Origin of the sequence: Streptomyces sp. UG1 (genome assembly GCF_049974585.1) — a bacterium.
Classification (GTDB): Bacteria; Actinomycetota; Actinomycetes; order Streptomycetales; family Streptomycetaceae; genus Streptomyces.
In genome coordinates this window covers 1-11,222 of the sequence record NZ_JBNGGG010000100.1, presented here as the reverse complement: position 1 = coordinate 11,222, position 11,222 = coordinate 1, and the positions used below count along the sequence as shown (strand labels likewise).

Genomic DNA, 11,222 nt, shown 5'->3' with positions numbered 1-11,222 from the left:
ATACGGCCCCTTGTCATTCGGCTTCCTGGGCGGCCATGACCTCGTCGCCATGCTCGAAGGCCCATGCTCCGACAGCCTCGATGGGTGCCAGCAAAGTCCGGCCCAGGGCGGTGAGTTCGTACTCGACGCGCGGTGGCGCTCCGGCGTGCGCCTGCCGGTGCACCAAGCCGTTGGACTGCAAGCGCCGCAGCGTCTCGGTGAGGACCTTGGAGCTGATCCCTCCGATCTGCTCGCGCAGTTCGACCGGGCGTCTGGGGCGGTCGCGCAGTGCCCAGAGCACGACGGCGTTCCAGGTGTTGGACAGGAGGTCGAAGGCCAGGCGGGCGCGGCAGTCGGCGAGGAAAGCGTCGGTCGTCACGTACCAAATGGTGCCCGACGGGTCTTCTAGCGTCGTTGCGAACGGTCCGATCAGGTCCTGGAAGGAATTGCGTGATGAGAATCGGCGTACTGGGCACGGGCAACATGGCGGACGCGCTGGCCACCCACTGGGTCCGGGCCGGGCACGACGTGGCCATCGGAGGACGGGACGTGCACAAGGCGGAGCGGCTCGCGAGGCGCGTCGGGGGTAGCGCGAAGCCTGCCAGTCTCCGCGCGGCGGCCGAGTTCGGTCAGGTGGTGCTGGCCGCGCTGCCCTTCGGCGCGGGGGCGAGCGTGGTGCGGGAACTGCGGGCGGTCCTGGACGGCAAGGTGCTGATCGACTGTTCCAATCCGGTGGGTCCGGGCTTCCTGCTGCTGACACCGGGCGGCCGCTCGGCCGCACAGCAACTGGCCGCGGCGGCACCGGGAACTCATGTGGTCAAGGCGTTCAACCTCTGCCACGAGGACGTGTGGCGCATGTCGCCGCCCATCTTCGACGGCCGGCCATTGGCCGTTCCGGTCTGCGGAGACGACGAGACGGCTCTCGCACTTGTCCACCAGTTGGTGGGACATGCCGGCTGCGAACCGGTGGCCGCCGGCGGTCTCGAACGAGCCGGACTCCTGGAAGCGACCGCCGCGCTCTTCATCGGGCTATGGGTCGGCGAGGGAGCCGACGCGCAAGCGATCGCACCCCCGCTGGCCTATGCCACCGGACCGAGACGCTAGGAACCGGACAGGCCACGTCGGACGGCCGCGCCGCAGCCCCGACCCGCTGTTCGCGGACCGAGGCTATGACCACGACGTCCGCCTTGCACGGTTTCCGACGCCTGCGCACGGCACGCGCGAGGCGATGAGTGCCCTGAGTGTCAGACAGCCTTTAGGGGGCGAGTGGCGCCGAGGCGCCGCCAGAGGCCGGCCAGGTGCGCACGCAGGACTTCCAGCAGCGTGCAAGCCTCGTGCCGCGGGTCGGGCGGCGTGGTGCCTTCGTCGGCCGAGCCGCCCTCGGTGGCCTCCGTGATGAGGCGGACGAGGACGTTCTGGAGGGCCGTGTAGCTGGTTCTCAGCGGGCCGGCGAGTGGCTGGTTGACAGCTGCCTGAGCGATGAACGCGACCCAGATCCGTGCTTCGGCGCGGTGAGGCGCCCAGTGAGACCCGCGCGCGGGCGGCGACGTCGCGCATGCGACAGGTATGCAGACGGCTCTTGGTAGGCCACCCCTCGTCTACGCCTGGATCCACCGCCTCAGCGCCTCGACCGTGTCCTCCGGCGTCGTGTTGAAGCACAGCCGGATCCCGGGTGCCGCCTCGGCGAGGAGGTTGACAAGCCGCTCGAACAGCAGGGTGTTCTCCGGCAGCATCCGCACGCCACCGCCGATCATCGCCAAGCCGAACGCGTGCTCCTGGAGCTGCTCCCGGACAGTCGCCTCGGCGCGGTCCGGAGAGATGTCGATCAGGCACGGAACAGCATCGAACCCCGCTTCGCGCAGCGCCGCGTTCGCCGCCTCGATCCGGGCAGTGAGCACCGCCTCGTCGAGGCCGTCGGGCATCCGGCTGTAGTCGAGCGCACTCGGGTGCAGCCCGATGGACAGTACCTTCGTGTCGCCCGGGAGGGGAGTCGAGGTCGTCGGTCGGACCATGGACCAGTGTCCTCTCTGCTCACGTTTCGCTGATCTTCCCGGTGTATCACGGAAGTTGGGCCGAGGGCCCGCTCGGTGCCGGTGCCGGTGCCGGTGCCGGTGCCGCTACGGCGCCGGGCCGACCGACCCACATGCGGCAGCTCCTCACCCTTAGAACGGTGAGGAGCTGCCCAGGGCTGAGCGGCCTGAGCGGCGTCGGCTCAGTAGGAGCCGTTGGCCTGCCAGAACGTCCAGGCGTCGCAGGGACTGCCATAGCGGTCGTTCATGTAGTTCAGGCCCCACTTGATCTGCGTGGCCGGATTGGTCCGCCAGTCGGCTCCGGCAGACGACATCTTGGAGCCGGGATAGGCCTGTACGAGACCGTAGGCCCCGGAAGAGGGGTTGACCGCCTTGTAATTCCAGCCGGACTCGTGCTGCACGATGTTGCTGAAGCACTGGAACTGATCGCCGGGCACCATCTGCTGTGCGATGGCCTTGACCTGGGCAGCGGTGTACGAGGACTGCGCCGGGGGGCTGGAGATGTTCGTCGCCGAGGAGTCCGTCGACGACCGGCTGGATTTCTGCCGCGCCTCCTCGCGCTCCTTGGCCTCCTCGAGGGCCTTCTGCTCGGCCGCGGCCTTCTGCTTGGCGATCGCGTCCTTCGCGGCCTGCTTGCGGGCCGCCTCCGCCGCGGTCTTCCTCGCACTGTTGTCCGCGGCGATGGTCTGCGAGTCGGCCTGCTGAGTCAGGGAGGCCGACGGCACCTGAGCTTGCTGCCCCGCGGGTAAGTCCGCGAGGAGGGTCGAGTTGCTCGCTGTCGCTTCGGTGTCGTTCACCGACTGGCCGGTGCTGCTCTGGGCAGCTCCCGCAACGGCGCCGACAGTGGTGACCGCAGTGGCAGAGACCACCGCGAATCCCCGCACTAAGTTCCCGCTCACACGGTTTCCTTCCAGCATCGCTAGATCAAAAGTTCGAGCGTTCGCAAGAATAGGCGGTCGAGTGGCCGAATCGGCGGCAAGAACTCTGCGCGTCGCGATGTCGCACCGCCGTCAGCCGAGCCGTCGCGCCCGTGCCTCGATGCCCCGGAAATGGACCGCCATCGCATGCTGCGCCCCCTCGACGTCCCCGGTGCGCAGGGCCGTGACGATGTCCCGGTGCCAGCGGGCGGTGAGTTCGGGTGAGGGGTCGTCGGGGCGGCCGCGGGCGCCGTTGACGCGACGGAAGACCGTCCAGAAAGCGGCCAGAAGCTGCGGCACGAGGTCGTTGCCGAGCGAGGCGTACAGCAGCTCGTGGAAATCGCGGTCCAGGTCGGGGAAGGGCCGCCCCGCCCGCCCGGCCGCCTCCATCCTCGACACGACCGCCTCCAGCCGGTCCAGCTCGGCCTCCGTCACCGTCGCCGCCACCCGCCGGATCAGCCCCTCCTCCAGCACCTCCCGCACCTGGAGGATCTCGGCCAGCGCCCCGGAGTCGTCATGGTCGTGCCGGGCCAGCGTGCGAAAGGTCAGACCGTCGATCAGGGGAGTGAGGGACGCCTCGCCGACATACGTGCCGTAGCCGTGCCGGATCTCCACGATGTCGAGGGCCTGCAGCGCCTTGAGCGCCTCACGCACGGAGTTGCGGCTGACGCCGAGGTCCTCCATCAGCTCGGCCTCGGTGGGCAGGAGGGCGCCGGCCTGGAGCCTGCGGTCGATGATCAGCTGCATGACCTGGCGCTGGATCCGGCTGTTCCTGGACTCCTCGGACGTACGAGACGTACGGCTGTTCCTGGGCTGCCCCGGCATGCGGCGCATGGTACGCGCACCTGGACGTCCCACGTCCCATGTCCGCCGGATAGGCCCCTGACGAGGAATCAACTCGCGCCATTTCAAAGCACCATTGGTCCGACCTGTGGCAGATGCGCCATTCGTGTGAGATCTCTTGACCGCCCTCATCGCCCCACCTATGGTCGCGCTGACCGTCAGGACGTAGGACGTCGTATCTCCTCAAACATCCCGAGATCCTTCCGAGCCGCTTCCGAGCCGCTTCCGAGCTCTTTCTCCGCTGGAGGACCCGTGCGCGACGTGACCCACGACGTGCCGGCGCTGCACCGCCGGTCGTTCCTGAAGTACACCGGCGCGCTGGGCGCGGCCGCCGCCGTCTCCGCGTCGCTGTCGGCCTGTTCGTCGGGGCCCCAGTCCACGAACGAGACCGGCGGGGGCGGCGGCCAGGACCGGACGCTCACCGCGGTGATCGGCTACGGCAACGACGGGAGCTGGGACCCCACCCAGACGGCGTCCGCCTTCTGCATGGCCGCCAACAACCACATCTACGAGGGGCTGCTGGACACCGACCCGATCTCGCGGGAGCCGTACGCCGCGCTCGCCACCCAGGTGCCGGCCGACCCCAATGCCACGTCCTGGACGTTCACGCTGCGCGCGGGCGCCACGTTCCACGACGGCAAGCCGGTCACCGCCGACGACGTCGTCTTCGTCTTCGACCGGATCCTCGACCCCAAGACCCAGACCCTCGCCAAGGGCTTCTTCGCGAGCTGGCTGAAGGAAGTGCGCAAGATCGACGCGCAGAACGTCGAGCTGGTGCTCAAGTTCCCCTTCCCCGACGGGCTTGCGCGGCTCACCCTCGCGAAGATCATGCCCAAGCACGTGTTCTCCCGGCCGGGTGGCTGGGACGACGCCATCAAGGGCAAGGCGATCGGCTCGGGGCCCTACCGGCAGACCGCGCACCACCCGAAGTCGAACACCACCTTCGAGGCGTTCGCCGACTACAACGGCCCGCGCAAGCCCGCCTTCAAGAAGATGAACTGGCTGACGATCGTGGACGCGGCCCCCCGCGTCGCCAGGATCTCGGGCGCCAGCGCGGGCGCGCAGATCGCCGACAACATCCCGTACGCCAACATCGGGCAGTTGGAGAGCGGCGGGCTGACGGTCGCGGGCGGCGCCGGGATGAACAACCTCTTCCTGATGTTCAACACCAGGCACAAGCCCTTCGACGACGTCCGGGTGCGCCAGGCCCTGCACTACGCCATCGACACCGAGAAGATGATCGAGGTCGCGCTGAAGGGGCACGGGAAGGCCTCCTCCTCCTTCCTCAACGAGTCCAACCCCAGCTACCGGCGAGCCAAGACCGTCTACGACCACGACCCCGACAAGGCGAAGGCGCTGCTGAAGGAGGCCGGGGTCAGCGGGCTGAAGATCGAGATCCTGGCCGTCAACGTGAGCTGGATCGTGGACTGCCTGCCGACCATCAAGTCGTCGTGGGACGCGATCGGCGTGCAGACCACCCTGTCCCCGCAGGAGACGACGGCCGTCTTCACCAAGATGGACCAGAAGCAGGACTACCAGGTGGTCGCCGCGGCCTCGAACCCCAACCAGTTCGGCCTCGACGCGGACCTGATCATGCACTACAACTACGGCCCCGAGAACCTGTGGATGCAGTACACGCGGTGGGCCGACGACTCCGTCGCCAAGGCGCTCTTCAAGGACATGGACCGGGCGACCCGGGAGCCGGACACCGACAAGAAGAAGACGATGATCCAGGACTACATCGACGTCGTCGCCGAGCAGGCGGTGCTCTACCCGGTCGTCCACAACGAGCTGATGACGGCCTGGAACCCCCAGCAGCTCACCGGGATAAGGGCACAGCCGTACCCCGGCATCAACCTCCTCCAGGCCAAGTGGGCCTGACCCCGCATCGGGAGCCCTCTCCGTGGTCACCGTCGTCAGGATCCTGGCCCGCCGCATCGCCCTGCTCGTGCCGCTGATGCTCGGCATCGTGCTGTTCGTGTTCCTGGTCATGCGGTTCTCGGACGTCGACCCGGCGTCCGCGTTCTTCCAGGGCGCCAACCCCACACCCCAGCAGCTGCACGACTTCCGCGAGCAGAACGGCCTGCTGGATCCGCTGCCCGTCCGCTACGTCGCCTTCGTCGGCGATCTGCTCCACGGTGACATGGGCATCAGCGCCCTGACCCGGGCGCCGGTCGTCGACCAGGTCACCACCGCGCTGCCGCTCACCCTCCAGCTCACCTTCATGGGCCTCGGCATCGCGGTCGTCCTGGCGCTGATCGGCGGCGTGACGGCCGCCATCTACCGCGACCGGCTGCCCGACCAGATCATCCGCGTCGTCTCCCTCACCGGAGTCGCGGCCCCCGGTTTCTGGCTGGCGCTGCTGATGATCCAGTACCTGGCCGTCGACCTCGGCTGGTTCCCGACCGGCGGCTACATCAACCCGGCCGACTCCTTCACCGGCTGGCTGAAGACGATGACCCTGCCGGCCTTCGCGCTGTCGCTGCCGGTGGCGGCGCAACTGACCCGGATCGTGCGCACGTCGGTGGTGGAGGAGCTGGACAAGGACTACGTGCGGACGGCGATCGGCAGCGGTCTGCCGCCGCGGGTGGTCGTGGGCCGGAACGTGCTGCGCAACGCCCTCATCAACCCGCTGACCGTCCTCGGCCTGCGGGTCGGCTATCTCCTCGGCGGCGCGGTCGTCATCGAGACGATCTTCTCCCTCCCCGGGATGGGCAAGCTCATGATCGAGGCCGTGAAGAACGGTGACCCGGCGGTGGTCCAGGGCGTGGTCCTCACCACGGCGATCGGCTTCGTCGTCGTCAACCTCGTCATCGACATCCTGTATCTGCTGGTCAACCCGCGACTGCGGGAGGCGACGTGACGTTCAACCGCAAGCGCCTGGCCGAGGCGCTGTCCCGGCCCGGCATCCGCCTGCGCGGCTGGCGCAAGCTGCCGGCGCTGTCGAAGGTGGCCGTCTGCTTCCTGGCCGTCGTGGTCCTGATGGCGGTGCTCGCCCCGGTCCTCGCCCCGCACGACCCGCTCGACCAGCAGCCGCCCGTGGACGGCACCGGACACCCGTCCGCCGAGCACTGGATGGGCCAGGACAGCCTCGGCCGGGACATCCTCAGCCGGCTGATGTACGGCGCCCGCTGGTCGCTGGCCATCGGCCTCGGCGCGACCGGGCTCGCGCTCGTGGTCGGCGCCCTGATCGGCGCCCTCGCGGCGACCTCGCGCAAGGCGGTCGACGAGACGCTGATGCGCTGCCTGGACGTGGTGATGGCGTTCCCGGGCATCGCGCTGGCCGCCGTGCTGGTGGCGGTCTTCGGCGGCGGCATCACGGTCCTGATCTGCGCGATCGCGTTCCTGTTCACACCGCCGGTGGCGAGGGTCGTACGGGCGAACGTCCTCGATCAGTACGGCGAGGACTACGTCACGGCGGAACGCGTCATCGGTGCCCGGACGCCGCACATCGTACTGAGGCACGTGGCGATCAACTGCGCGGCGCCGGTGCTGGTGTTCTGCACGGTGCAGGTGGCGGAGGCGATCGTCTTCGAGGCGTCGCTGTCCTTCATCGGCGCGGGCGTCCGGCCGCCCGACCCCTCCTGGGGCAGCGTCATCGCCGACGGCAAGAACATGGTGCTGACCGGCGGCTGGTGGGCGACGGTCTTCCCCGGCCTGCTGATGCTGGTGACCGTCCTGTCCCTGAACATCCTCTCCGAGGGCGTGTCGGACGCGTGGGCGGCACCGTCGGCGCGCGAGGTCGACGTGAAGGACGAGCACGACCGCCTTCAGGCCCCCGAACCCGGCAGCGGCGAGGTGCTCCAGCTACCCGGCCTGACGGAGGCGGCGGCGCGGCTGCGCTCACGGGCCCGACCGCTCCCCGAGGGACGGCAGCCGGTACTGGCGGTGGAGAACCTGGCGATCGGGTTCGAGAGCCGTCATGCCGGCGTGGACATCGTCGACGGGATCAGCTTCGAGGTGCAGCCCGGCGAGGTGCTGGGCCTGGTCGGCGAGTCCGGCTGCGGCAAGTCGCTGACCGCGCTCGCGGTGATGGGCCTGGAGCCGAAGGGCGCCCGGGTGCGCGGCCATGTCCGCTTCAACCAGCGGCAGTTGGTGGGTGAGCCGATGCGCGTACGGCGACGGCTGCTGGGCCACGAGATGGCGATGATCTACCAGGACGCCCTGTCGTCCCTGAACCCGGCGATGACGATCCGGGCCCAGCTCAAACAGGTCGTACGGCGCGGCGGCCGCCGTACCCCGCACGAACTGCTGACGCTGGTCGGCCTCGACCCCGAACGCACCCTGCGCAGCTACCCGCACGAACTCTCCGGCGGCCAGCGCCAGCGCGTCCTGATCGCCATGGCCCTGTCCCGCGCCCCGAAGCTGATCGTCGCCGACGAGCCGACGACCGCGCTGGACGTCACCGTGCAGGCGCAGATCATAGAGCTGCTGCTCAGGCTGCGGGAGGAGCTGGGCTTCGCCCTGATCCTGGTCTCGCACGACCTCGCGCTGATCGCGGACGTCACCGACCGGGTGGTCGTGATGTACGGCGGTCAGATCGTCGAGACGGGCGTGACTGCGGACCTGGTGGAGGCACCGGCGCACCACTACACGCGCGGACTGCTGGGCAGTGTGCTGTCCCTGGAATCGGCGCAGGAGCGGATGACGCAGATCAAGGGCGTCGTACCGTCTCCGGCCGACTTCCCGGCGGGCTGCCGCTTCGCGGACCGCTGCCCGCTGGCCAGCGAGGTGTGCCGGACGACGGCACCCGTCCTGACGGGGACCCCGACCCACACCGCGGCCTGCCATCACCCGGCGATCGTTCTGGCGCCCACGGATCGCTCGGAAAGCGGGGTCGTCAATTGAGTACGGTGAACGCGCTGGTGGAGCTGTCCGACGCGCACGTCGTGCACAAGGCGCGCAGCGGCGGCCTGTTCACGCGGGACAAGGTGTACGCCCTGACCGGCGCCGATCTCGTCATCGCGCCCGGCGAGACGGTGGGTGTGGTCGGCGAGTCGGGGTGCGGGAAGTCGACGCTGGCGAAGGTGCTGGTGGGCGTGCAGCGGCCGACGTCCGGAACGGTGGCCCTGCGAGGGCGGGACCTGTGGACCATGAGCCCGGCCGAGCGCAGGACGGCGGTCGGCGCCGGAACCGGGATGATCTTCCAGGACCCGTCGACGGCGCTGAACCGCCGCCTGCCGGTCCGCCAGATACTGCGGGACCCGCTGGACGTGCACGAGCGCGGCACCAAACGCGAACGCGAGGACAAGGTAAGGGAGTTGATGTCCCTGGTCGGCCTCCCCCGCGCCCTGGCCGACGCCCTGCCGGGCCAGCTGTCGGGCGGGCAGCGCCAGCGCGTCGCCATCGCCCGCGCGCTCGCCCTGGACCCCGATCTGGTGGTGGCGGACGAGCCGACGAGCGCGCTGGACGTGTCGGTGCGCGCCCAGATCCTGAACCTCCTGCTCGACCTGAAGGAGCGGCTGGGCCTGGCCCTGGTGTTCGTCTCGCACGACATCCAGACGGTACGCCGGATGAGCGACCGGGTGATCACGATGTACCTGGGCCGGATCGTGGAGGAGGCCCCGGCGGCCGACGTCACCGACGGCTCCCGGCACCCGTACACCCGCGCCCTGTTCTCCGCGACCCCCGGCCTGCTGGACCCCATCGACCCGATCCCGCTGGTCGGCCCGGTCCCGTCGGCGACGCGTCCGCCGAGCGGGTGCCCCTTCAGGACGCGGTGCTGGAAGGCGAACGAGGTATGCGCGGAAGTGATGCCGGACTTCTCGGCCGCGTCTCGCCCCGAGCACCGTTACAGGTGTCACCATCCGGTGGAGGAGGGCGAGGCGACGCGCGACCTCGTACGACAGAGCCACAGTTCCAGGGAGCCTTGATCATGATGCCCACCCCGCTCACCGGTGTCGTCCCACCCGTCTGCACGCCCCTGACACCGGACCGCGAGGTGGACGTCCCGTCACTGCGCAGGCTGCTCGACCATCTGATGGCGGGCGGGGTGCACGGCCTGTTCGTGCTCGGCTCGACGTCGGAGGTGGCGTATCTGACGGACCGGCAGCGGCGGCTGGTGGTGGAGACGGCGGTACGGCATGTGGCCGGCGAGCTGCCCGTGCTGGCTGGCGTGATCGACATGACGACGCCGAGGGTCCTGGACCACGTACGGGAGGTCACGCAGGCGGGCGCGGACGCGGTCGTCGCCACGGCCCCCTTCTACGCCCGCACCCACCCCGCCGAGATCGCCCGCCACTACCGCCTGATCGCGGCGGCGTCCCCGGTCCCGGTGATCGCATACGATCTCCCGCCCGCCGTCCACACCAAACTCCCCGCCGAGGTGGTCCTCGACCTCGCCGCCGAGGGGACGCTGGCGGGCCTGAAGGACTCCAGCGGTGACCTCGCCGCCTTCCGCCAGGTCACCGTGGGCGTCCGCAACCGACCCGGCCTGAAGGGCTTCAGCGTGCTGACCGGCTCCGAGCTGATCGTCGACGCGGCGCTCGCGGTCGGTGCGGACGGGGCGGTGCCGGGGCTCGCCAATGTCGACCCCCACGGCTACGTCCGCCTCGACCGGCTGTGCCGTGCCGGTGACCGGGACAGGGCGCGGGCCGAACAGGAACGCCTGTGCGCCCTGTTCGGTCTGGTGGCCGTCGGCGACCCCGCCCGTATGGGCTCCGGATCCTCGGCCATCGGCGCCTTCAAGGCGGCCCTGCACCTGCGGGGCGTGATCGACTGCCCGGCGACGGCGGAGCCTCAGGTGCCGTTGTCGCCGGAGGAGGTGGAGCGGGTGGGGAAGTTTCTGGCCGGAGCAGGGTTGCTGTAGCCGCCCTTTTTCGCCCCTGCCACCCCTACCCCTCCCATCCTGAAGGGACGAAGTGGATCTTCAAACTTGAGCGGTCCGCAAGCCGACAGCCGTGCGGCTTCGCCCTTCGCGGGGATCGGCAACTGGCCCGTTCGGGTCGGCTTCGACGGCCGTGAACAGGCGGAACTGGGGTTGCCGGTGGCCCAAATCGGCCACTCGCTCATGACTGAGCCACCGCTCAACTTCGAAGACCCGGCAAAGTGGAGTCGAAATAGGCCCATTACCGACTATATAAACCGAGACGTACTCTGCCGAATATTCAGACCACCTTCCGCCCGCAGCAATAGCGGCAGCCATGGACAGGTGTGCATCGCGTGCGGCGCGGAAGCCCCAGCGCGGGACAACGACCCTGCTCCGGTTGAGATTTGGGCGCTGAAACACACAGGCCTGAATCCCACACACCGTCAGTTCAAATCCATGGTCGAGACCTACTGGGCTGTGACCCCTGCGGAGGGTAACCCCTACCGGGAACCCGACGCACAGGGCGCCTGAGCGCCCAGTATCAACCCGATGGCTGCCGCTCCGCGGAGTCGCGAGCCAGAGGCGGCAGCCCCCAGGGACGGGAATGGTTAGGGGCGGCGGGGGTGAGGAAACGGCGTCCGGTGC

At 69.5% G+C, this 11,222-nt stretch carries 11 protein-coding genes; 6 read left to right on the top strand and 5 right to left on the bottom strand.

The annotated features are described in order from the left end of the window. Positions 1 to 13: 13 nt before the first annotated feature. Positions 14 to 358, bottom strand: coding sequence for a winged helix-turn-helix transcriptional regulator (locus ACP4J3_RS50095; RefSeq protein ID WP_426544863.1), 345 nt, complete (start codon positions 356 to 358; stop codon positions 14 to 16). Between the two features lie 74 nt (positions 359 to 432). Between ACP4J3_RS50095 and ACP4J3_RS50090 the strand changes: the two genes are divergently transcribed. Next, positions 433 to 1,083: an NADPH-dependent F420 reductase gene (locus ACP4J3_RS50090; protein ID WP_426544861.1), complete on the top strand. Its 651-nt coding sequence runs from the start codon at positions 433 to 435 to the stop codon at positions 1,081 to 1,083. 140 nt (positions 1,084 to 1,223) lie between these two features. On the opposite strand, the gene ACP4J3_RS50085 is transcribed toward ACP4J3_RS50090, so the two are convergent. From ACP4J3_RS50085 to ACP4J3_RS50070, 4 genes are all read right to left on the bottom strand, one after another. Next, positions 1,224 to 1,460, bottom strand: a complete 237-nt coding sequence (locus ACP4J3_RS50085) for a hypothetical protein (RefSeq protein ID WP_426544869.1) — start codon at positions 1,458 to 1,460, stop codon at positions 1,224 to 1,226. Between the two features lie 117 nt (positions 1,461 to 1,577). Continuing rightward, positions 1,578 to 1,991, bottom strand: coding sequence for a hypothetical protein (locus ACP4J3_RS50080; RefSeq protein WP_426544859.1), 414 nt, complete (start codon positions 1,989 to 1,991; stop codon positions 1,578 to 1,580). A gap of 200 nt (positions 1,992 to 2,191) precedes the next feature. After that, positions 2,192 to 2,926: a transglycosylase SLT domain-containing protein gene (locus ACP4J3_RS50075; RefSeq protein ID WP_426544857.1), complete on the bottom strand. Its 735-nt coding sequence runs from the start codon at positions 2,924 to 2,926 to the stop codon at positions 2,192 to 2,194. Between the two features lie 93 nt (positions 2,927 to 3,019). Then, positions 3,020 to 3,751: a FadR/GntR family transcriptional regulator gene (locus ACP4J3_RS50070; protein WP_426544855.1), complete on the bottom strand. Its 732-nt coding sequence runs from the start codon at positions 3,749 to 3,751 to the stop codon at positions 3,020 to 3,022. 270 nt (positions 3,752 to 4,021) lie between these two features. On the opposite strand from ACP4J3_RS50070, the gene ACP4J3_RS50065 reads away from it, so the two are divergent. From ACP4J3_RS50065 to ACP4J3_RS50045, 5 genes are read left to right on the top strand one after another with little or no spacing between them, the layout of a single operon-like run. After that, entirely contained in the window at positions 4,022 to 5,650 is a 1,629-nt protein-coding gene (locus ACP4J3_RS50065) for an ABC transporter substrate-binding protein (RefSeq protein ID WP_426544853.1), read from the top strand. Positions 5,651 to 5,672: 22 nt separating this feature from the next. Continuing rightward, positions 5,673 to 6,632: an ABC transporter permease gene (locus tag ACP4J3_RS50060; RefSeq protein ID WP_426544851.1), complete on the top strand. Its 960-nt coding sequence runs from the start codon at positions 5,673 to 5,675 to the stop codon at positions 6,630 to 6,632. Then, a complete protein-coding gene (locus ACP4J3_RS50055; RefSeq protein ID WP_426544849.1) occupies positions 6,629 to 8,617 on the top strand; it encodes a dipeptide/oligopeptide/nickel ABC transporter permease/ATP-binding protein in 1,989 nt (662 codons plus the stop codon). The genes ACP4J3_RS50060 and ACP4J3_RS50055 overlap by 4 nt, the downstream gene beginning before the upstream one ends. Before the next feature lie 5 nt (positions 8,618 to 8,622). Further along, the gene (locus tag ACP4J3_RS50050) at positions 8,623 to 9,642 is read left to right on the top strand and encodes an oligopeptide/dipeptide ABC transporter ATP-binding protein (RefSeq protein ID WP_426544867.1); all 1,020 of its coding nucleotides are present in this window, start codon (positions 8,623 to 8,625) and stop codon (positions 9,640 to 9,642) included. Next, the gene (locus ACP4J3_RS50045) at positions 9,642 to 10,577 is read left to right on the top strand and encodes a dihydrodipicolinate synthase family protein (protein WP_426544865.1); all 936 of its coding nucleotides are present in this window, start codon (positions 9,642 to 9,644) and stop codon (positions 10,575 to 10,577) included. The genes ACP4J3_RS50050 and ACP4J3_RS50045 overlap by 1 nt, the downstream gene beginning before the upstream one ends. The last annotated feature ends 645 nt before the right edge of the window (positions 10,578 to 11,222 follow it).

Coding starts and splice junctions, on each gene's coding strand:
- ACP4J3_RS50090 (WP_426544861.1), top strand. CDS start 433: ATGAGAATCGGCGTACTGGGCACGGGCAACATGGCGGACGCGCTGGCC.
- ACP4J3_RS50080 (WP_426544859.1), bottom strand. CDS start 1,991: ATGGTCCGACCGACGACCTCGACTCCCCTCCCGGGCGACACGAAGGTA.
- ACP4J3_RS50075 (WP_426544857.1), bottom strand. CDS start 2,926: ATGCTGGAAGGAAACCGTGTGAGCGGGAACTTAGTGCGGGGATTCGCG.
- ACP4J3_RS50070 (WP_426544855.1), bottom strand. CDS start 3,751: ATGCCGGGGCAGCCCAGGAACAGCCGTACGTCTCGTACGTCCGAGGAG.